We start from the raw sequence: 21,061 nt of genomic DNA on the forward strand, positions 1-21,061 counted from the left end.
TCTCGATACTAGCAACGGCATTGGCCCTGCCGATTATGAAAATCACCAAGGGATGGTGCGATTTTGAGTGGCAGGGTCTAGTCTGTGGCGACCGGCCCCAGGATAAAAACAATGAAAACCCTACCGCCCGTGCACCGCATTGCCTTGCTCTTCAACGGCAGCAAAATCTACGACCGCGGCATCATCGCCGGCATCGGCAATTACCTGAGCAGTACCCGCGCGTCCTGGGACTTGTTCCTCGAAGAGGACTTCCTCTGCCGTCTCAAAGGCATCGAGCGCTGGCAGGGCGACGGCATCATTGCCGACTTCGACGACCCGCTGATCGGCGAAGCGCTGGCCGAGAGCAAGCTGCCGGTGGTGGCGGTGGGGGGATCCTATGCGGATGCGCGCGCCTACCCCAAGGGCATTCCCTATGTGGCCACCGATAACCATGCGCTGATGAAGTTGGCCTACGAGCATTTGATCGAAGCCGGCCTGACGCGCTTCGCCTGTTTCAGCCTGCCCGAAGCCCAGGCCAATCGCTGGGCCCAGGAGCGCGAAAAAGCCTTTCGCCGCCTGCTGCAGCGCGATGGCCTGCACGTCGAGGTGTATCGCGGCCTGGGCACCAGCGCGCCGCTGTGGGACAGCGCGGTGGAACAGCAGATTGCCTGGCTGCACAGCCTGCCCAAGCCCATCGGCATCATCGCGGTCACCGACGCCCGCGCGCGGCAGTTGCTGCAAGCCTGCCTCACCGCCGGCATCGCCGTGCCGGAGCAGGTGGCGCTGATCGGCATCGACAACGACCCGCTGACCCGCACCCTCACGCGGGTGCCCCTGAGTTCAGTGATCCAGGGCACCGAAACCATGGGCCGCACCGCCGCGGCGCTGCTGCACCAGATGCTGCACGGCAAACCCTGCGCCGGGACGCAGATCCTGGTGCCGCCGGACGCGATCAACGTGCAGGCCTCCAGTTTGCATCAACCCCTGGGCAATCCGTATGTGATGCAGGCTCTGCTGTTTATCCGCCAGTACGCCTGCCAGGGCATCAAGACCGCCCAGGTGGCGGCCTATGTCGGCGTGTCGCGTTCCTCCCTGGAAGCGCACTTTCGTAAAGTGCGCGGCTGCAGCGTGCATGACGAGATCCTGCGCTTCAAACTCGCGGCCGCCGCCAAGGGCCTGGCCGACCACAACCTGGCCATCGCCGACATCGCGTCGAGCTGCGGCTTCACCTCCGCGCAGTACTTGCATACGGTGTTTCGCCGTGAATTCGGCTGTACGCCCCGGGAGTATCAGCAGGGCGCGACAGCTGCAGTGCCTGCTCCATGCTTGCCAGCTTGATCTGCGTTTCCTCGTACTCGTTGGCGGGCAGCGAGCCCTCGACAATTCCGCAACCGGCGAACGCGTGACAGTGCGTCGGTGCAAGCAGTGCCGAGCGCAGCGCCACCAGGAAGTCACCGTTGCCGTTGGCATCCAGCCAGCCCACCGGCGCGGCATACCAGCCACGGTCAAAGCCCTCGTGCTCACGGATGAACGCCAGCGCGGGCGCCCTCGGCAAGCCACCGACCGCTGGCGTGGGATGCAGCGCCTGCACACCGTCCAGCAGGTGCTTGCCGGTGTTGAGCCGCGCGACGATGGGCGTGCTCAAGTGCTGCACCGTGGCCAGTTTCAGCAGGTCGGGGCGCGGCGCGGCCTGCAATTCACTGACCTTGCCGGCCAGGGCCTGGGTGATGGTCTGCACGACTAACTGGTGTTCGTGCTGCTCCTTGGGGTCGGCGAGCAAGCGTTTACCGATGGCGTAATCCTCGTCGGCGTTGATGCCGCGTCGAGCACTGCCCGCCAGGGCGTGTGTGGTCAGGCAGGCGTCATGGCAACCGAGCAGTCGCTCGGGGGTGGCGCCCATGAAGCAGTGCTCGCCGCGGTGCAGGGCGAACAGGTGGGCCGCGTTGCGACGGGCGTGCAACCGACGCATCACTGCGCCGCTGTCGAGAGGCGTGTCCAACTGGTAGTCGACATGCCGCGCCAGCACCACCTTGCTCAGCTCGCCACGGGCGATGGCCTGCAACGCCAGGTCCACCTTGGCTTGCCACTGCGGTGAAGGCAGCGCGGTGCATTCGAGTACTTCGGGTGAGGTGGCGGTCAAGGCGGGAGGGTTGAGCAGTTGTGCGTAGGCCGCGAGGCTGTCGCGGGTCAATGCCGCCGGGTCGCTGCCGGGCTCGACCACCCGCTGGCAGCGCAGCCAGCGGCCGTCGGCGTCTTCGCTGAACAGCCAATGGGCCAGATGAAAACTGGCGTCAGCGAAGGCGGCCCAATGTGGCGCGCCTGGCTGCTGTTCATCGAAGCGCATACCGCCCAGCAGCAAGGGCGCCTTGGGCCCATCGATCACCGCGTCGGCGCACAGTGCGAACCATTGGCGGTTTACGTCGAGCATGCGCTGGGCGCCGCTGGCCTCAATCTGCCAGGCGCAGCCCAGGCCGAACAACGTCAGGTCCGGCGAGTGTGCGCACCAGAAAAAACCCTGCCGGTGGGCTTCGTAAAGGGCCAGGGCCTCCAGCGTCGGTGCGGCGTGCGAAGAAACCGCGATGACTGGCCGTTGGTACGCCACCGCACGCTGGTGCGCGGTCTGGAACACCTTGAGCAACGCTGCCGCGTTCATACGACCTTGCTCTTTTTCTGCAGCCAGAAGGCGGTCTGCTCGGCGATGTACCAGTGGATGATCTGGTTGAACAGCCCTTCGATAAATTCACCGTCCAGCCCGGCCGCCTGCGCCCATTGCCGGCGCTGCGGCAGCATCGCCGCGACGCGCTCCGGGGCGGCAATACTGGCCTGGTCGGGCTTGAACGCGGAGGCGGCCTTGACGTACTGCATGCGCAGGCCGAGGGCGTCGATGATCTGCTGGTCGAGGTTGTCGATGGCATGACGAATGTCCGAAAGGCCAGTGCAGTGTTCCGGGGTTTTCATACCGAGTCTCCCTGATGGTAGGCGGTGCGTTGCAACAGGTGATGGATCACCGGTCGCGGCTGATGCTTGAGGTAAAAGTGGTCGCCGTCGAACAGGCGGATATCCGGGGTGTGGTCGCTGAGGTCGGCCCAGGCACGGGCCTGCTCAAGGCTGACTTGCGCGTCATCGCGGGCCAGCAGCACGTCGAGTGGCGCCGACAAGCGGGTAAGCTGCTGGGGGCGCCAGGTTTCGATGGCCTGGTAGTCGCTGCGCAGGGTTGGCAGGAACAACGCACGCAGTTGCGGGTTGGCCCACAGGCCGGCGGCGTCGGCGTCCTGGCGCAGGATGTCGGCGATCAGCGCGGCGTCGTCCTGGCGGTGCAGGTCACTGTCTGGTTGCCGGTGTGGTGGCGCGTGACCAGAGACGAACACATGGGCGGCTCCAGAACCTGCCGTTTGCAGACTCACCCCCACGGCATAGGCGAGCGCCGCGCCCATGCTGTGTCCGAACAGCAGCAAGGGCCGGACGGGCAGCGTTTGCAGCGCTTCGGCAATGTGACCGGCGAGGCTGTCCAGGCACGGGATATGCGCTTCGTTGAAACGCTCTTCACGCCCCGGATACTGCACGGCCAACAGGTCGATGTCCCCCGGCAGGTGTGCCAGCCACGGACGGAAAAAACTCGCGCTGCCCCCGGCGTGGGCCAGGCACACCAGGCGTGCCCGCGCCTGTTCGCTTTCTCGCAGCACGCGCAGCCAGGGCGATGCAACGCCGCTCATAGCCCCAGCACCTGTTCCGCCAGGGCCTTGCGGTTGACCTTGCCCAGGCGTGTCAGCGGGAACTCGCGCAGCACCTGCAAGCGATCCGGCAATTTGTAGGCGGCCAGCCCGCGTTCGCGCAACCAGGCATTGATCGAGGCCAGGTCGACCCGCTCGCCGTGGGCCAGCACGCAGGCGCAACTGCGCTCCCCGAGCAACTCGTCGGCCAGGGCCACCAGCGCCACATCGCGAATCAGCGGATGGCCGAGCAGCAGGTTCTCGATCTCTTCCACGGGGATTTTCTCGCCACCGCGATTGATCACATCCTTGCTGCGCCCCTCGACGATCAAATGCCCCTCGGGCAGGCGCCGCACCAGGTCGCCGCTGCGGTAAAAACCGTCGGCGGTAAAGGCGCGTTGGTTCTGTTCGACGGCGTTGTAATAGCCGCGAATGGTGTAGGGGCCGCGCACCAGCAATTCACCGACGGTGCCGGGTGGTACCGGCAGGTCGTCGGTGTCGACGATGCGGATCTCGTCGTCGGCGGTCAGCGGCAACCCCTGGGTGTCGAAGACCAGCGCCTGCGGATCATCCAGCGGCGTAAAGCACAGCAAACCCTCGGCCATGCCGTACACCTGTTGCAGGCCGCAGCCCAGGGCCGGGCGGATGCGTGCGGCGATCTCCGCCTTGAGCCGGGCGCCACCGACCTGCAGCCATTGCAGGCTGCTCAGGTCGTTATCGGACCACTGCGCGACTTCCAGCCACAGCAACACCAGCGGCGGGATTAGGGCGGTGTGGGTGATGCGTTCGCGTTCGATCAGTTCGAAGGCGGTGTCCGGGCTCGGTTCCGACGCCAGCACCAGCGTGGCTCCGACACTGAATACGCCCAGCGCACCCGGGGAGGCGAGGGGGAAGTTGTGCGCTACCGGCAGCGCGGCGAGGTAACGGGTATCGGCATCGAACCCACACGCCTGGGCCGCCAGGCGCGCATTGCACGCGTAGTCGTCATGGGTGCGCGGGATCAGTTTGGGCAGGCCGGTGGTGCCACCGGACAACAGCAGCACCGCCACCTCCCGCGAATCCGGCGCAGGCCATTCGCGCGGGCTGGCGATGCACTGCGCCAGCGCCGCGAATTCCTCGGCGGCACCGACCACCCACACCTGTTGCAGGCTCGGCACCTGTTCACGCAGCGTGCGTGCCAACGGGCGATAGTCGAAGCCCAGATGCTGGTCGACAATCACATAGGCCACCGCCTGGCTGAGGTGTGCCAGGTGCGCCAGCTCATGTTCGCGATGGGCCGGCAGCGCAAACACCGGGATGACGCCCAGGCGCAGCAGGGCGAAGGTCAGGCTGAAGAATTCGGCGATATTCGGCAACTGCACCAGCACGCGCTGGCCGGCAACCAGCCCGCGCTCGGCAAGGCCGGCGGCCAGGCGATCGGCCTGCTGGTCGAGTTCGGCGTAACTCCAGCGCCGGGCGCCGTCCACCAGGGCCTCCTTGTGCGGTGTGCACCGGGCCTGCTCGCGCAGCAGTTCGCCCAGGGGGGTGCCACGCCAGTAGCCTTGCTCGCGGTAGCGGTGGATAAAGTCGTCGGGCCAGTCGGTGCATCCATCAAGCATGGCAATCTCCTTGGGCAGTCGGGCAGTCCAGCAACTGGGCGCCGTGCAAATTCAGCGGGTGCGCAAGGCCGCTGATTTGCACCGCCTGTACGCCGGTGTGCGTGGCAGGTTGCAGGCGCAGCAGCGGGTCATCGCCGGCCAGCAGGTGGAGGGCGGCGTGATCGTCGGGGTGTACGCCCAGGTGAATCGCGGCCAGCCCGGTGGCGCCATTGGGGTGCACCCTTCGCGCCGGGTGCTGGGACGGCGAGTAGGGCGTGACCAGGAATGGCAGGCGGTCATGGCGCGGGTACACGAAGCGAAAGCGCGTCTGGCTGCCATCGGCGCAGGTGCGTCGCCAGTTCACCGTGCGCCCCATGTGCACGCCGCAGGCCGCCAGGCCTTTGAGGCGTGCTACCAGGGCCGGGTCTTCGCACAGCAGGGCCAGGTCGCAGAAGCCTTCGCCTTGGGCGGCCCAACGCAACATGCGCCGCCCGGCACCCCGGCCGGCGAGGCAGTCGATGGGCCACTTGAACAGCCATGCGTGACGCGGCGTGGTCAGCAGTTCGATGATTGGCCCCTGGCTGAACCAGATGTGCGCGTGTTGCGCGCTGGCTTCGGCGGTGGCGTAAGTGACCTCGAAGCCGGCGGCACGGAAATTCGCCACGGCCTGGTGCAAGTCGCGCACCCACAGCAGCACATGGCTGCAAGCGGAAGGGAATTGGGCAGTGTTCAAAGCGGCAGGGCTCCCAACAGTTGGGCGGTGTCGTCACCGCAAGGGGGTTGCACGGCGTCGGCACAGGCGTGGAGGTCGGCCAGTGGCAGCGCACGCGGCACCGCTGGCTCGATCAGTTCAGGCATGCCGATCAGGCTGTTCATTTCGCGCCAGGCCATGGACACCTCGGTGGCCCACACACCGCTGCGCAGGCGGCGCGCGGGGTCGTCGATGTCTCGACACAGTTCGCCGAGGGCGACAGTGACTGCATCCGGCCAGACCTGGTTGAACACCTGGTGGTAGCTCGCCGGGGTCTGCGGGTCGAGCACCACCATCGTCGGTCCGGCCAGGCGTTCGCTGGCGGGGCCGGCCATGATCAGGCGGTCGGTGTTGTCCCGTGGGGCGTGCAGGCGCGGGTTCCACAGCACCGGGCCATGAGTGTCGCCCAGGCTCAGCACGCCGGCTTCGCAGCCCACTTCGAGGCGATGCAGCAGGAAGGAATGGTTGTCCGGGTCCTGGGGGTGCACCTGGTTCTGGACGCGCAGGCTGATCGGCACACCGTTGAAACTGGCGTTGAGCCGTGTGAAGGGGTGTGCCCCGGCCCCGGCGGCCGGCGCTGCGAACACCCAAGGCCGAAGGCCACCGGTCAGGCGCCCGAGAATGTCCAGCAGCGGGTACGCCACTTGGCTGTTGCAGGCCGCGTCGATATACGCCAGCCCCTGCTGTTCGCGCAGGTACTCGGCCACGGCGAGAAAACGCCGGATCGCGAGGATATTCGGGTACAGCGTATTCACTGCATAGGCCGCCTGGCCCTGGCGTGCGGCCTGCATGCACGCGGCGATTTCGCGGTGGTGCACCGGGTGTTCCTGCAGCACGTGGATGCCCCGCCGCAGCAGTGGCTGGGCCAGCTCGCTGCCGGCGCCACCGGTGGCGCCGGAACGCACCACCACGCAGGCGATGTCGACGTCATCCGGCACCTGCTCGACAGTCTCATACAGCGGCACGCCATAGTGAGCGGCGCAGGCGCGTGAGTAGGCATTGCCGCGTGACAGGATGCCCGCCAGTTCATAGTCGGCATGGGCGCGTGCCAGGGCTTGCAGGTAGATACGGCCAAACGCGGTGCCGGCGACGATCACGCGCTTGCGCGCAGGGACGCGGCTCATGACCAGGTCACCGGCAGGCAGTGGGCGCCGCGAAAGAACGTCGCGGTTTTCCATTGCACTTCGCCGCAGCGTTGCAGGCCGGGCAGGCGCACCACCAGGGCGTGCATCGCCTCCTGCAATTCCACCCGTGCCAGGGCCGAGCCGATGCAGTGGTGCAGGCCGTGACCGAAGCCGAAGTGGCCGCTGGCATCCCGTTGCAGGTCCAGCGCCTGCGGGTTTTCAAAGCGTGCCGGGTCATGGTTGGCGGCGCCGATCGAGGCGAACACGGCCTCGCCCTGGCGCACCAGGGTTTCACCGACCTGAATGTCTTCCAGCGCGTAGTGCACAAACATCGCCGCCGAGGCCAGCGGGATGTAGCGCAGCAGCTCTTCGACCGCCTGTGGTATCTGCTCTGGATCGGCCTTGAGCTGTTGCCACTGTGCGGGGTTGTCCAGCAGCACCTGGATGAAATTGGGGATCTGCGAGGCACTGCCTTCGTAACCGGCGACCAGGATCGCAATGCACAACAGCAGTAGTTGCTCCTCGTTGAGGGACTCACCTTTTTCGTCGGCCTGGGTCAGGGCGGTCATGAAGTCATCGCGCGGTTCGCGTCGACGTTCGGCCACCAGGCCTTTGATGTACGCGGCCAGTTCGCCCAGGTGACGCTGGGTCTGGGCTGCGTCCTCGGCGCGGGTCGACAGCAGTGAATCGTTCCACACCTTGAAGCGATCACGGTCCTGCACGGGCACACCGAGCAGCTCGCAGATCAGCGCCAGGGGCAGCGGCAGGGCGTAGTCGTTGACCAGGTCGGCAGGCGGGCCGGCGGCGAGCATGCGGTCGATCAACTGGTGGGCGTAGTCGCGGGCGTGCGGGCGCAGGGCTTCGACGCGGCGGCGGGTGAAGGCCTGGGCAGCGCGCGAACGGATCCGCGTGAGTTGTGGCGGGTCCATCATCACGATGCCACCGGCGATGCGCGGAAAGGCACGCGGGCTATCGTCCCGGCGAAACGCCTCGCTGCGGCTGAAGCGCCGGTCGCCCAGGACCAGGCGCACGTCGTCATAGCGGGTGGCGAGCCAGGCGGGGGCGCCGATGGGCATCTGGATGCGCAACAGTCCCGGTGCCTGCTGGGCATGGCGATAAGGCTCGGCCAGCTTCAGGTCGGTGAAGCGGTTGAAAGGGTAGGCCAGCGGGGTCATGGCAAGTCCTTGGCGGTGCTGAGGTCGGGCAAATGGTCTAGCAGCTCAAGCTGCAACTCGGGGTTGTCTAGATGGGTCGCCAATGCGGCGCGGCTCAGGCGTTGGGCCGGTACCTGGGCCACGAATACGCGATGGCCAAGGTTTGCCAGTGGGTGTGTGGTGGCGGGCAGGCTGCGGTTGCCGTGGAACCCGGCCCGCGCCAATGCGCTTTGCCACTGCGCCAGGTCGAGGAAGGTGGCGCTGCTGAGTTGGCGTTCGTCGCTGGCCTGGTTGAGCATGAAGGCCTGAGAGGCCATGACCCAGAATTCCTCCTGGGTCGGTTCGCTGAACACCAGCCAGCCGCCGGGCTTGAGCAGGGCGAGCAGGGTGGCCAGGGAGCGCTCGGTGTCGCGAGCGGCATTCAGCACGCCACCGGCGACGATCAGGTCCCAGGTCTGGCTTGGATAACCCTGGGACACGGCCGGCCGGTCGATATCGAACACGCTGTGGCGCACCCACGGCCAGTCCTTGAGCCGCTCGGCGGCGTGTTCGCTGAAGTAGCGCGACAGGTCGGTGCACAGGTAGTCCACGGGGGCATTCGCCAACGCGGGTAACACCGCCTGGGTGGTGGAACCGGTGCCAGCTCCGACTTCCAGCACGCGCAGCGGCACACCGGCCGGCTGGCGTGCGGCCCAGGCGCCGATCCAGTGGGCGACGGCGCGGTGCTGGTATTGCGCCGCCAGGCTCTCGCGGTACAGCGCCGCCGCACGTTCGGTGCGGCCTTCGGGAAACAGCAGGTGCACTGCCGCGCACTCTCCGCGCATCAGCGACGGCAATTGGCGCGCATTGTCCCGTGCGTAGTCGAGGGTGCCGCTGCCGCCGGTGTTGCGCGCCCAGTCCCCGCTCAACTGCGCCCAGATACCTTCCAGGGCGGCATCGCTCCAGGCACTCGCGTCGAGGGTGGGTTGCAACCGGTCGGCGGTTCGCTGCAACAGGCCTTGGGATTGCAGCACGTCGAGCCAGCGTGCAATCAAAGGCCGGTGGCCGGGTGCAATGCCGGCCAGCGCCAGGCTTTGGGCCACGTCATTGAGCGGCGCGGGCAGCAGCCCGCAATGCTCCAGCCCGTTGAGCATCGACAGCAGCGCGGCGTGGCCGAGTCGATCATTGAGGCGCACCGCCTCGGTCAGTTGTGCCGCGTCAAACTGCTGGTCGAGGGCAGCCTCGGTCGCGGCCAGATGATCGTCTACCGGCGTGATCGCACAGGCGTGCGGCACCGCGAACAGTGTCTGGCCATGCAGCGCGACCGCACTCACCTGGGGGTGGTCCAGGGCGCGCTCGCGCCAGCGCTGATGGGCACGCTTGACGTTGGCCAGGTCGCGCCATTCGTCCTGGACCTGGGTGAACCCCTGCACGCGGCAATTGAGTTGGGCGGCCGCCCGTTCTGCCAGCGGCCAGTCGCCCGGTCGAGTGCTGATAAACACCACTTGCTCCAGGTGGCTGAGGTCGCTCAAGGGCAGGGCGGGGAAGTCCAGCAGCCGCTCCAGTTGTTCGGCGCCCATCACCACCACGCCGGGGCGCTGGCGTTCGAGTACGGCCAACAGGCGTGGCGGGGCCAGGTGATGACTGCCCAGATCGGTCAACGCCGGCAAGTGCCACGGGTGGGGACCGAAGGGCAGGTCGATCAGCAGGGTGTCGACGTTCATCATGAAACTCCTGTGGCATGAAACAGACGTTGCCCGGCGGCAGCCAGCGGGTCTGACGCGGCGGGCCATAGGTCGAGCAATTCGAAGCCCGCGACGTGCAAGGCCTGGCGCCAGGCGTCGGGCCCCATGAACACCTCATCGGTGACCCTTGGCGGGGCCCCGGCGGGCGGCGACAGCAACAGGTGCATGAAGGTCAGCATCGCTGGGTTGTCGGCGATGGATTCGCTGAACAGCAGGTTGCCGCCGTCGCGCAGGCAGGCGCGGATTCGCGCCAGGCTGCGCGGCAGGTCGCAGGCGTTGTGCAGCACGTTTCCGGCGATCACCAGGTCCTGGCTGCGGGGCTCGATGCCCTGTTCGCTGAAGTCGCGGTCGAGGTCCAGCAGGCTGCATTGCAAACCGGGCTCCAGGCGGAACTGGCGACGAGCCGCGCCGGTAAACAGGGCGCTGAGGTCGGTGAAGCGATAGGCCTTTTCGCGGTCTTCCAGGGCCGCCAGCACCGCGCGGGTGGTGCAACCGGCGCCGGCGCCGAGTTCCAGCACGTGCAGCACCTCGCCGGCCGAGCCGGCTTCCCGCGCGCGGGCCGCCAGCGCCTGGTTGATCGCGGCGGTGAAGTGGTTGTGCTGGTACGCACCGAGTACCGCCACCGGGTCCCCTGCAAGCACCAGCAAAGGGGCCAGGGCGATGTGGTCGCGCAGCAACTCGGGCAGGCGCTCGATGACCTGGGCATGCAGTTGCGCCATGCTCGGCGGGAAGCCCAGTTCGGCATACAACCCTGGCAAATCACCGACTGCTGCTTGTGGCGGCGTGCCGTGCCAGGCAAAACGGTCGCCGTCTTCACGCACGGCGCCGGCACGCGACAACGCTGCCAGCCAGCGCCGCACAATCCAGGCATGACGCGGTGCCGTGCCGAGGGCCTGGTTTAGGTGTTCGGCTGTTCGCCACACTTGCACCGGCAAGGCCTGGGTGTGCAGGAGCACGTCGGCCATGACGCCCAGGCTCAGTTGTTCCAGAGCGTTGAGGGCGGTGTTCATAGGCAACCTTCTTCGGCGTGTTGCAGGTGTTCGAGCGGGTGGTCCAGCAGGTTCAGCGCATGGATCGCCGAGGTGCGTTGCAGGCGCTCAAGGCTGGCGACGGGCGGCAAGGCGTGGGCGGCGTAATGGCAGCCGGGGCGGATTTCGCCTTCGAGCACACTCACGATTGCGGTCGCCGCCATGGCGCCGGTCAGTGCCGCATTGCCCGCGCCGCTGACTACCAGGCTGCGGGTGCACGCCTGGCCGTCGCGCAGGCCATCGAGCTGCAGCAACAACGTGACGAAAGGTGCCTGACCACTAAGGTCCAACTGGCTGGCCGTGCATAAGCGTTGCACCGCGTCGGCACGCGGCAGGCTGTGCGCCTGGTCGAGGGCCTTGAGCACGTGTCCGTCGGTCATCACGTTGAACCACTGGCCTGTCTCCAGGTGCAGGTCCCTGGCCAGGCGTTCGCCTTCCCGGTTCAAGTAGGGCAGCACGTGCACCGGGCCGGGGAAACACGGCAGCAGCACATCGCGACGGCGCCTCAGTGCGCGGCTGCAACGGCCGTTGTGCCAGGCCGCCAGGGGCTCGCTGGAGCCATCCACCGCCCCTTGCAGGAAGTCATCGGCGGCCACCGCCGTGAACTGGTCGCGCAGGCCGAAATAGCTGGTCAGGCCCTGCACCCGAGTGAACCCCTGCGCAGCCAGCCAGCGTGGCAGCAGGCCGGTGAGCCCCGGTTGCAGGCCCGCGCCAAGCACCGCGCTGCGCCCACGCCATAGGGTCGGGTCGAGGTGTATATCGCCGGCTGCATCGACGTAATGCGCATCGGCTTGCAAGGCGGCCTGCGCGGCGCGGTCCGCGACGCGCCAGGACGGGCCGGCGCAGTTGAGCAGCACGTCGCAGCCACGGGCGAACCTGGCCAGGGCTGGCGTGTCGTTGAAGTCCACAGCCGTCCATTGCAGCCGTGCATCGGGCCATTGCAGTTGGAGTCGCGCCAGGCAGCGCGCGCCGTTGTGCGGGTCACGCCCGCCCAGGCGCAGGTCGTGCAGGCCCAGGCTCAACAAGGCCCGCGCGCTGGCCAGGCCGACGTCGCCACTGGCGCCCAGCACCCCGATCAGCATGGCTGAGCCTGCGCATTCAGGCGCCAGCCGCCGGCGCGTTGACGGTCATGCCAGAACCCGGCGTAGCGGCCGTTGAGACCGAGCAGGTGCGCGTGGGTGCCGGACTCCACCAGGCGACCTGCGTCCAGCACCAGGATCTGGTCGGCGGCCATGATGGTCGGCAGTCGATGGGCGATCACCAGCACGGTCGAGCTTTGCATCAGGCTGCGAATTGCCGCTTGTACGAAGGCTTCGTTGTGCGGGTCGAGCGCAGCGGTGGCTTCGTCCAGCAGCACGATCGGCGCGCGCTTGAGCAACGCCCTCGCGAGGGACACGCGCTGGCGCTCCCCCCCGGACAACGACGCGCCGCCTTCGCCCACCGGCGTGTTCCAGCCCTGGGGCAGGCGCGCGACGATTTCATCGACGCCCGCCAGCCGTGCCGCTTCGGCGACTGCGCGGGCACTGGCGTCCGGGCTGCCCACGCGGATATTCGCTTCGAGGCTGTCGTCGAACAGGTACACGTCCTGCATCACCAGCGACAGCTGCGCCATCAGTGCCTCGCTGGACAGCTCGCGCACGTCCACGCCGCCGACCTTGACGCTGCCCTCGGAGGTATCGAAAAAGCGCATCAGCAAACGGGTGACGGTGGTCTTGCCCGAGCCCGAGGCGCCGACAATCGCGGTCATCGAATGGGCCGGGGCGTTGAAGGTCAGGTCGCGCAGCACCGTCGGGCCACTGGGGTAGGCGAAGCTCACCTGTTCGAAGGCCAGGCTGCCCGGTGCCGACAAGGGCTGGCTGACGGCGGGTTCGGGCAGCGGTGGCTCACGCAGGATGCCCACCCACTGATCCAGGTCGTTGCCGGCCATGCGCAACAGGCCGCTGCGTGCCGCGGCTTCGGCCAGTGGCCCCACGAACCGCGCTGCCAGGGCGAGCAGGGCCACCAGTTGGATCGCATCGATTTCACCGTGGGCCGCCAGGGCAATGCCCACGCCCACCAGCAGCGCGAAGGCCAGTTGCACGGTCAGACCGCCGGCGAGCAGCTTGGGAAAGGTCTGCGACAGCATCGACCCGCCTGCCAGCTTTTGCGCCTGGTTGGCCGCCTGCAATGGCGCATAGCCGTCCTGCGTGCGGCCAAATGCGCGCAGCACTTGCTGATAGCGGGCGAACTCCACCACCCGGTTGCCCGCCAGGGTGGCGGCGGCTTCCACCCGCGCATCGTTGCTGCCGATGGCGGCGGCTGACCAGTGATGGGTGAAATAGATCAGCGGTGCACACAGCACGGCTGTCAGGCCCAGGCGCCAGTCGAACACGAACAGGGTCAGCGCCACCGTGGCCGGTACCACCACCCCGGACACCACCGGCCCCAGGTAATGGGCAAACAAACCGGTAACCATCAACGTGCCACTGGTGGCGCTGCGCGACAGGCGCCCGACCTTTTCCGAGTTGAACCAGCCCAACGGCAGGCTGACCAGGTGCTGGCCGAGGCGATCATGCAAGGTCGTCAGCACCAGCAGGGCCAGGGCAAAGCCCTTCATGGCCTGCTGGTAGTGGGCGATGCAGGTCAGCACCACCATTGCCGCCAGGCCCGCCAGCCAGGCCATGGCGGTGGGCAGGTCGCCGGCGAACAATGCGTGCAGGATCGGCACCAGCAGGGCCACGGCCAGGCCTTGCAGCACGGCACTGGTCACCAGCCACGCAAGGTAGCGGTAGAGGCGTGGGGCATGGGCCGGGCCCAGTAAGGTCACAAGGCTACGGATCACAAGGACATCTCCAGCGCAGGGGTTTCGGTACCCGCTCGCCACAGTCGGGCATAGGCGCCGTTGGCTTTCAGCAGGTGTTCATGGCGGCCGCTTTCCAGCACGCGGCCCTGGTCGAGGACGACGATCTGGTCGACCCCGCTGATGCTCGCCAGGCGATGGGCAATCACCAGCACCGTGCGGCCACGCGCCAGGGCCGACAGGGCGTCCTGGATCAGTGCTTCGGATTCGGGGTCGGCGTGGGAGGTGGCTTCATCGAGGATCAGCACCGGCGTGTCGGCCAGCAGGGTGCGGGCGATGGACACGCGCTGCGCCTCGCCACCGGAGAAGATCGCGTCTTCGCCGATCACCGATTGATAACCCCGGGGCAGGGCCTGGATACGCGCATGGATCTGCGCCGATCGCGCCGCCGCCTCGACCTCTGCATCGCTGGCGTCGGGACGGCCCAGGCGCAGGTTGTCGGCGACGGTGCCGTGCACCAGTTGCGCGTCCTGCAACACGAAGCCCACCTGTTGGTACAACTGGCGCGGGTCGATCTCGCGCACATCGGCGCCACCCACGCAGATGCGGCCGGCGTTGACGTCATGAAAGCGCGGCACCAGCTTGGCCAGGGTCGACTTGCCGGCACCGGAGGCGCCGACCAATGCGGTCACGCTGCCGGCCGGGCAGTGCAGGTCGACGCCCTTGAGGATCAGGTGCTCGGCGTCGTAGCCGAACTGCACCTGTTCAAAGCGGATGTCGCTGCCCTGGGGCTGGACGCAGGCCTTGGGCGTGGGCAGCTCCTCGATGTCCAGCAGCGCTTCGATGCGATCGGCTGCCGCCAGGGCGGTGCGCTGGGCCGTAAGGCTTTGGTTGATCACCAGCAGCGATTGAGGGATGACCACCGCCACCAGGGTTTCGGCGAACAGTTCCAGCGGGGTGATCCAGCCGTGTGCCAGCAACAGGCTGCCGACCCCCAGGCTCACCAGCAGGATCACCGGCACACTCAAGGCCATTGAAGAGAAGGCTTCCAGGCGCAGCAGCGGCTTGACCCAGCCGGCGTACTGCTCGCTGAACTGGTCGACCGCCTGCTGATAGCTGCGATGCGCCTGGCCGACCTGGCCGAACGCCTTGACCACGGCAATGCCGTGCACGAACTCGACAATCGCCGCGCTGACGCGGGTCATGCTCTTGTCCAGCAACTGCATCTTGGCGCCGAAGCCGCGCATCATCAGGGTGTAGGCCACCGCGTAGATGGGCAGTGTCAGTACCGCCAGCAGCGCCAGCCGCCAGTTCAGCGTGGCCAGCCACAACAAGCCCGCCAGCGGTGTGACGATAGCCGCGGTGAGTTCCACCGCATGGTGGGCGATCAGGTGATGCAGGTCTTCGAGGTCGTCCTGCACCACCTTGCGCACGGCGCCGGAGGTGGTGTCGGTGTACCAGCCCAACGGCACGCGCCCGAGTTTGCGCACCATGGCTTCGCGCAAGCTCGATTGCAGGCGATGGTCGGCCACATGGGTCAGCCACAGCGCCGCGCCGCTGGCCATCCACCCCAGGCTCAGGGCGATCACCACCAGCGCGGCCCACAGCCAGAGGGTGTGACGGTCGGCGTTACCGGCCAACAGCAAGCGGCCCAGTTCGGTGAGGCCGATAAAGGGCACGAGGTTGACCAATGCGCCGAGGGCGGCGAACGCCACACCGAGGCGGATCAGGCGGTTGACCGGGTGTTTCAAGGTATCCAGGGCAGTGGTCATGAGTTTTTCCGAAGGGCCTCGAGCAGGTGCGCAGTGACGGTGTGGACGTGGGGCGGTTCGATCACGCTGAAGTGGTTGCCGGGCACGTCGATCAGCTCGAAGCGGCCCAGGCACGCGTCTTCCCAGAACGGCGCCGCCAGATGACCGACGCCGCCGGTGATGCCGAACGATTGCTGCTCCAGGCAGCGCAGGTAGGTCATGTTGCCGAGGAATGGCGGCGGGTCGAACCGCGCCGCACGCATGCTGTGGCGGCACACGCGAAACAGGGTCGGCACCAGTTCGGGGCCGATCGGCACGCCGGCCTGGCCCGAGGCCAGGCGTGCGTATTCGGCCAGCCGTTCCTCCTGGCTACGCGCCGATTGCTGCTGTACCGCCAGCGCCAGAGCGTCCAGCCCCGGATCGCCGCGCAACGCGGCCATGGCGCCGGCGGGCACGCGGCGGTTGTCGCGGGCCATCAGCAGGTCGATGGCGCGGTACACGTCATAGTCTTCAATGTGTGCGCCGAACACGGTTTTCACCGGGTCCAGGTTCAGGTTGGGCACGAAGATCGCCTCATAGGCCAGCTCTTCGTCGGTGTCGATGAACATGGGAATGCTGTCGATCAGGCTCAGGTCGACCACTTCCATGCCGCGTTCGAGCAAGCGCCGGGCAACCTCGGTGGCCAGCAGCCCGCCGAGGCAGTAACCGATCAACTGGAAGCGTTGATGGCCGTCGGCGATCAAGCGCTCGGCGTAGTCCTGGGCCACGCTCTCGATCAGGCGCTTGGGCTCCAGGGCCAGGTACTGCGCCGTGTCGGCCACGGCAAAGCCGATCACCGGACCGGCCTGCTGGTCGGCGAGGGCGCGGCCCAGGTGCTGGAAATAGTCCAGGGTGCCGAGGGCGGCATGGAACATCACCCGCACCGGGCCGACCTCCCCCCCGCCAAACGGCACCACCAGCGCGTTGCTGCTGGAGGAGCGCCGCACCTCACCGCTGGCAGCAATCGCGCCTGGCGTGATTTCGCCCTGGTTGAGCAGGCGTGCGAGGGCGGTGACATTCGGCTCGTTGAGCATCTGCCGCAGCAGGGTGTCGTAGCTCAGGCTTTGGGCCTGGGGCAGTTGCTCGCGCAGTTGGCCGGCGACGCGGGCGAGGATCAGCGAGTCGGCGCCTTTTTCGTAGAAACTGTCATCGACGCCGATCTGCGCCAGCCCCAGGGCGTCGGCCCATACGCGGCACAACTCGGCGGTAAGCGGATCGCTCGGTGCTTCCAGGCTGCTCGACGTCTGGGCATCGGCGGCGGGGCGCCAGCCGCCCAGCGTGTTGCGGTCGACTTTGCCGTTGGCGGTCAGCGGCAAGCGGTCGAGCACTTGCAGGTGCGCCGGCAACATGTAGTCCGGCAGGCGCTGGGCCAGGGCGCGGCGCAGGCTGTCGACGCTCAGGCGCTGCACGCCGGCCTTGAAGCGGGCGGCGAATACCTGCATGCCGAGGGTGGCCAGCGGGTGGTCGGCCTGGAGCAGGGCGGGCAGGCACTCGCCACCGAAGGCCTTGACCCGTGCCTGCCAGATCTCGCCGCCGCGCAGGCCGCTGCGGCCCTGGTCGTGATCGCCATTGACCGGCGTCATCATGAAACCCTGGGTCAGCAGGATCGCCGGCCATTCGCCGGTGGGCTCGCTGAACACCAGCCAACCGCCGGGGCTGAGCAACTCGGTGATCTGGCCGAGGGCGTTGTCGATGTCCTTGACGCTATTGAGCATGCCCGCGCAGAGCACGATATCCACGCTGTTGCTGGCCAGGCCTTGGGGCCGGATAGCCTGGTCGATGTCCAGCACGCCGTAGCGCACCCAGGCGTATTCGGCAAAGCGCTGCTTGGCCGCCGGCAGGAAAAACGCGGTCATGTCGGTAAACAGGTAATCGACTTCCAGGCCGTCGAGCAGGCCGATGACCGGCGCGCTGGTGGCACCGGTGCCGGCGCCGATTTCGAGGATGCGCAGCGGGCCGTCACCTTCATGGTGGGTAGCCAGGCGGTTGATCAGCGCAGCGATGCTGTGGTTGTTGTAGCGCGACACCGCGTCCCCGCCGTACAACTGCAAGGCCAGGTCCAACTGGCCTTGGGGGAACAGCAGGTCGAACGGGTTGACCTCGTCCTTGAGCAGTTGCGGCAATTGCCACACATGGTTGAGCTGGTAGTCGAGCAACGCCTGGCTGCACAGCCCCGAGGCGACGGCCTGTTCCACTCGGCCCCAGGCCAGCGCCGGGTTGGGCGCGGCCTGCGCCAGGCGATAGCGTGCGTGTGCGTGGTGCAGCAGGCCGGCCTCGCACAGCGCACCCAACCAGCGGCGCACCAGCCAGTGGTGGCGCGGCTCGGCCTGCAAGGCATGCAGTATTGTCGCGGCGTCCGGTTCGGCAAGGTCGCCGCTGAACAGTCCGGTCTTGAGCAGCACCTCCAGCATCGAACTCAACGCGGCGGCACTCAGGTCAGCCTGGTACTCGCGTACTTGCTGTGCATCGAAGCTGCCCACCTGGCTGTCGGCATAACGTTTGACCGCCGTGAGCAACGGCGCGCCTGGCAGCGGCTCGGGTTCGGCGCGTGCGGCAGTAACGAACGCCAGCAGGTCGCCACTGACCAGGCTGACCGCGCTGTCCACGCCGGGGATGGCGAGCAGAGCAGCCTCGACCTCACCGAGTTCTACCCGATGCCCACGAATCTTTACCTGGCCGTCTTCACGGCCAAGGAATTCCAGTTCACCCCCCGGCAGGTAGCGGCCACGGTCACCGCTGCGGTACAGACGCTGCCCGTCGAGCGGGTGGGGGAAGAAGCGTGCATCGCTCAAGTCCGGATCGCCCAGGTAGCCCTGGGCCAGGCCGACACCGGTGATATACAGGTCGCCCGGCACCCAGGTCGGTGCATCGCGCCAGTGGCTGTCGAGTACCCGAAAGCCCTGGTTGGCCAACGGCAGGCCGTAGGGAATGCTGCGCCACGCCGGGTCGATGGCGCCGATAGGGTGCAGGTTCGACCAGATCGAGGCTTCGGTAGCGCCGCCCAGACCCACCAGTGTCAGCTTGGGCAACAGCGCCTGGAGTTGGGTTGGCAGGTTCAGCGGGATCCAGTCACCGGACAGCAAGGCCAGGCGCAGGCTGTCCAGCGGGCGGGGTTCGGCGTGCAGGTAGTCGGCGAGCATGTGCAGCTGTGCCGGTACCGAGTTCCACAGCGTGACTTGATGACGCTGGACCAGCTCGGCCCAGTGCGATGGATCGGCGCCGCGTGCCGGGTCGGGCAGCACCAGGGTTCCGCCCACGGCGAGGGGGCCGAACAGGTCATACACCGACAGGTCGAAACTCAACTGCGCCAGGCCAAGTACGCGGTCATCGGCGTTGACCTCGAAGCGTCGGTTGATGTCCTGCACGGTATTGAGCGCGGCGCGATGGCTGATCATCACGCCCTTGGGCTCGCCCGTGGAGCCGGAGGTGTAGATCACGTAGGCAAGGTCATCGGGGCTGCCTTCGATCAGCTCGAAATCCGCGCCTGCCGAGGGCAGCCGGTCCACCGCATGCCATTGCAATGTCTCGGGCAACGGCGTCTGTGACTGCGCCAGGGAGTGGCCCAGCACATGCCGCACCTTGGCGCTGCGCAGCACGCGGTCGCGGCGCGCGGCCGGGGCGTTATTGTCCAGGGGCAGGTAGGCGGCACCGGCGAGCAGCACGCCGTAGGCCGCGACCACCTGGTCGAGGCCCTTGGGCATCAGGATCGCCACCGGTTCCTGTGCGTCACATCCCGCTTTACGCAGGGCTGCCGCCACCGCCAGCGCGCGTTCGGCAAGGGCGGCGTAGGTCAGGCTGCCACTGGCGTCGATCACCGCCAGGGCGTGGGGATGCTCCCAGGCCATGGCCAGCAGGCCGTCGTGCAGACGACCGGTGGGCAACGGGGCGGCGGTGGCATTCGCCGCCAGGCGTTCACGTTGTTGCCAGGCTGGCAGCGGCACTTGCACCGGATGTTCCCAGGCTGCCGGGTCCAGGGCCAGCAACTGCAGCTCGGCGACGAAGGCCTGCTGCATGTCCTCCACCAGGCCGTCGGGGAACACGCCCTGGCGCACGTCCCAGTGGATGTGCAAGCCGTTGGCGTCATCCATCACCTGGCAATCGAGGGTGACTTGCGGCGTCTGGGTGATGCCGTGGCCAACCCGGCGTTGACTGGCCGGCGGTGCCTCAATCCCCAGGCCGATAGCGCTGGTGAAGACCACCGGCATGGCCGCAGCTTCACGCCCGCGTCGACGACCGATTTCGCGCATGACCTGGATGCCGGAGAACAACCGGTGTTCCAGGTCGGCAAACAACTGGCTGCCCAACTGGCGTGCCTGGGCGGTGAAGTCCTGGCCCTCTGGATCGTTGACCTGCAACAGGCTGACCGAGGTGAAGTCGCCCACCAGGCGATCCACCTGCGGGTGCAGTGGCAGGCGGTTGAGCAACGTCAGGTTGAGGCTGAAAGCGGGCTGCTGGCTCCAGCGCTGCAAGGTCGCGACATAGGCCGCCAGCACCACGATAGAGGGGGTGAGGCCGCGTTCGCTGGCGGCGGTTTTCAGCGCGGCCCATGGCTGCGGGTCGAGCTGCGCCGAGTGCCGCTGGAAACGTGGCACGCGGGTGTCTTCGCCGCTCAGGGGCGCCGGCAGCTGTGGGGCGGCGGGCAACGCGTCGATGCGTGCCAGCCAGTAGTCACGGTCGCGCTGGTGGCGGCTGCCTTCGAGCAGACTGCGTTCGGCCAGCAGGTAGTCGCGGAAGGTGATGTCGAGGGCCGGCAAGGTTGCCTGGGGATCCTGCAGCAACAGCTCCAACTCATTGAACAGCAACTGCGCGCTGGCCCAGTCGGCGATCAGGGAGTCCATGGAAAAATGCAGCGTGTCGCCGTTGTCGCTGCGGCTCAGGCGCAGCTCGAACAGCGGCCAGACCTCGGTGGGGTAGAGCTTCTGCTCCATGACCTGGCGAATCTGTTGCACCGCCTGCTGGTGCTGCTCGCGGGTGGCGCCACGCAGGTCGGCGATGGCCAGCGGGTAGTGGGCGACGTCGGCCAGCACCCGTTGCGAGCCTTCGCTGGCGATCACTGCGCGCAGCATGTCGTGGCGGGCGATCAGACGGTTCCAGGCCTGTTCCACCTGCTGCGGGTCGAGAGTCGGCCAGCTCAGTTCCAGGTAGCCATGGCACGCGACATTGCCGTAGCCGAAGGACGATTGGCGGCCCAGCAGGTAGGCGTTCTGCACATCGGTGAGGGGGAAGGGCGCGTGGTGCTGTGCCGGGTCGGCGTACACGGGCGGGCGCTCCTGTGCCTCAAGCAGGTGCAGGATCTGTTGCTTGTGTTCGCGCAGTTGCGCCATGCGTTCGGTGTCGAGCAGGCCCTGGGGCGCACGGAATTTCAGTTGTCCATCCTGGGGCCAGAGTTCGACGCCCAGGGACTTGAGTTCACTTAGCAGTTTGGCGGCTGGCATGGGTACAGCT

Annotated in this window: 14 protein-coding genes; 1 reads left to right on the forward strand and 13 read right to left on the reverse strand. The window is 67.4% G+C overall.

The genetic code is table 11. The features are described from left to right. Window positions 1-111 precede the first annotated feature (111 nt). Window positions 112-1,317 (forward strand): DNA-binding transcriptional regulator, encoded by a 1,206-nt coding sequence (locus tag BM70_RS0102760; RefSeq protein ID WP_025854582.1) that lies wholly within the window; start codon window positions 112-114, stop codon window positions 1,315-1,317. On the opposite strand, the gene BM70_RS32100 is transcribed toward BM70_RS0102760, so the two are convergent. Genes BM70_RS32100 through BM70_RS0102830 form a run of 13 tightly spaced genes read right to left on the reverse strand, consistent with a single transcriptional unit; the run spans window position 1,205 to window position 21,051 of the window. Further along, window positions 1,205-2,632 (reverse strand): isochorismate synthase, encoded by a 1,428-nt coding sequence (locus BM70_RS32100; protein ID WP_081782022.1) that lies wholly within the window; start codon window positions 2,630-2,632, stop codon window positions 1,205-1,207. The two genes, BM70_RS0102760 and BM70_RS32100, sit on opposite strands and share 113 nt — an antisense overlap. Then, window positions 2,629-2,937 carry an isochorismate lyase gene (locus tag BM70_RS0102775; protein WP_025854584.1) on the reverse strand — a complete coding sequence of 103 codons (309 nt, stop codon included), beginning with the start codon at window positions 2,935-2,937 and terminating at the stop codon, window positions 2,629-2,631. Before BM70_RS0102775 ends, BM70_RS32100 begins: the two co-directional genes overlap by 4 nt. Further along, window positions 2,934-3,692, reverse strand: a complete 759-nt coding sequence (locus tag BM70_RS0102780) for a thioesterase II family protein (RefSeq protein ID WP_025854585.1) — start codon at window positions 3,690-3,692, stop codon at window positions 2,934-2,936. The genes BM70_RS0102775 and BM70_RS0102780 overlap by 4 nt, the downstream gene beginning before the upstream one ends. Next, the gene (locus BM70_RS0102785) at window positions 3,689-5,287 is read right to left on the reverse strand and encodes a (2,3-dihydroxybenzoyl)adenylate synthase (RefSeq protein WP_025854586.1); all 1,599 of its coding nucleotides are present in this window, start codon (window positions 5,285-5,287) and stop codon (window positions 3,689-3,691) included. The genes BM70_RS0102780 and BM70_RS0102785 overlap by 4 nt, the downstream gene beginning before the upstream one ends. Beyond that, on the reverse strand, window positions 5,280-5,999 hold the full coding sequence (locus BM70_RS0102790) for a VOC family protein (protein WP_025854587.1): 720 nt from the start codon (window positions 5,997-5,999) through the stop codon (window positions 5,280-5,282). Before BM70_RS0102790 ends, BM70_RS0102785 begins: the two co-directional genes overlap by 8 nt. Continuing rightward, the gene (locus tag BM70_RS0102795; RefSeq protein WP_025854588.1) at window positions 5,996-7,141 is read right to left on the reverse strand and encodes a Gfo/Idh/MocA family oxidoreductase; all 1,146 of its coding nucleotides are present in this window, start codon (window positions 7,139-7,141) and stop codon (window positions 5,996-5,998) included. Before BM70_RS0102795 ends, BM70_RS0102790 begins: the two co-directional genes overlap by 4 nt. Then, window positions 7,138-8,316 carry a cytochrome P450 gene (locus tag BM70_RS0102800; protein WP_025854589.1) on the reverse strand — a complete coding sequence of 393 codons (1,179 nt, stop codon included), beginning with the start codon at window positions 8,314-8,316 and terminating at the stop codon, window positions 7,138-7,140. The genes BM70_RS0102795 and BM70_RS0102800 overlap by 4 nt, the downstream gene beginning before the upstream one ends. Further along, entirely contained in the window at window positions 8,313-9,998 is a 1,686-nt protein-coding gene (locus BM70_RS0102805; RefSeq protein ID WP_025854590.1) for a class I SAM-dependent methyltransferase, read from the reverse strand. The genes BM70_RS0102800 and BM70_RS0102805 overlap by 4 nt, the downstream gene beginning before the upstream one ends. Then, window positions 9,998-11,029: a class I SAM-dependent methyltransferase gene (locus BM70_RS0102810; RefSeq protein ID WP_025854591.1), complete on the reverse strand. Its 1,032-nt coding sequence runs from the start codon at window positions 11,027-11,029 to the stop codon at window positions 9,998-10,000. The genes BM70_RS0102805 and BM70_RS0102810 overlap by 1 nt, the downstream gene beginning before the upstream one ends. Next, the gene (locus tag BM70_RS0102815; protein WP_025854592.1) at window positions 11,026-12,129 is read right to left on the reverse strand and encodes a saccharopine dehydrogenase NADP-binding domain-containing protein; all 1,104 of its coding nucleotides are present in this window, start codon (window positions 12,127-12,129) and stop codon (window positions 11,026-11,028) included. Before BM70_RS0102815 ends, BM70_RS0102810 begins: the two co-directional genes overlap by 4 nt. Beyond that, window positions 12,123-13,868, reverse strand: a complete 1,746-nt coding sequence (locus tag BM70_RS0102820; protein ID WP_025854593.1) for an ABC transporter ATP-binding protein — start codon at window positions 13,866-13,868, stop codon at window positions 12,123-12,125. Before BM70_RS0102820 ends, BM70_RS0102815 begins: the two co-directional genes overlap by 7 nt. After that, entirely contained in the window at window positions 13,865-15,598 is a 1,734-nt protein-coding gene (locus BM70_RS0102825; protein WP_025854594.1) for an ABC transporter ATP-binding protein, read from the reverse strand. Before BM70_RS0102825 ends, BM70_RS0102820 begins: the two co-directional genes overlap by 4 nt. Continuing rightward, window positions 15,595-21,051, reverse strand: a complete 5,457-nt coding sequence (locus BM70_RS0102830; RefSeq protein WP_025854595.1) for a non-ribosomal peptide synthetase — start codon at window positions 21,049-21,051, stop codon at window positions 15,595-15,597. The genes BM70_RS0102825 and BM70_RS0102830 overlap by 4 nt, the downstream gene beginning before the upstream one ends. Window positions 21,052-21,061 lie beyond the last annotated feature (10 nt).

Origin of the sequence: Pseudomonas sp. CHM02 (assembly GCF_000612585.1) — a bacterium.
Taxonomy (GTDB): Bacteria; Pseudomonadota; Gammaproteobacteria; order Pseudomonadales; family Pseudomonadaceae; genus Aquipseudomonas.

Coding starts and splice junctions, on each gene's coding strand:
- BM70_RS0102760 (WP_025854582.1), top strand. CDS start 112: ATGAAAACCCTACCGCCCGTGCACCGCATTGCCTTGCTCTTCAACGGC.
- BM70_RS0102775 (WP_025854584.1), bottom strand. CDS start 2,937: ATGAAAACCCCGGAACACTGCACTGGCCTTTCGGACATTCGTCATGCC.
- BM70_RS0102825 (WP_025854594.1), bottom strand. CDS start 15,598: ATGACCACTGCCCTGGATACCTTGAAACACCCGGTCAACCGCCTGATC.
- BM70_RS0102785 (WP_025854586.1), bottom strand. CDS start 5,287: ATGCTTGATGGATGCACCGACTGGCCCGACGACTTTATCCACCGCTAC.
- BM70_RS0102780 (WP_025854585.1), bottom strand. CDS start 3,692: ATGAGCGGCGTTGCATCGCCCTGGCTGCGCGTGCTGCGAGAAAGCGAA.
- BM70_RS0102795 (WP_025854588.1), bottom strand. CDS start 7,141: ATGAGCCGCGTCCCTGCGCGCAAGCGCGTGATCGTCGCCGGCACCGCG.
- BM70_RS0102810 (WP_025854591.1), bottom strand. CDS start 11,029: ATGAACACCGCCCTCAACGCTCTGGAACAACTGAGCCTGGGCGTCATG.
- BM70_RS0102830 (WP_025854595.1), bottom strand. CDS start 21,051: ATGCCAGCCGCCAAACTGCTAAGTGAACTCAAGTCCCTGGGCGTCGAA.
- BM70_RS0102805 (WP_025854590.1), bottom strand. CDS start 9,998: ATGAACGTCGACACCCTGCTGATCGACCTGCCCTTCGGTCCCCACCCG.
- BM70_RS0102815 (WP_025854592.1), bottom strand. CDS start 12,129: ATGCTGATCGGGGTGCTGGGCGCCAGTGGCGACGTCGGCCTGGCCAGC.
- BM70_RS0102800 (WP_025854589.1), bottom strand. CDS start 8,316: ATGACCCCGCTGGCCTACCCTTTCAACCGCTTCACCGACCTGAAGCTG.
- BM70_RS32100 (WP_081782022.1), bottom strand. CDS start 2,632: ATGAACGCGGCAGCGTTGCTCAAGGTGTTCCAGACCGCGCACCAGCGT.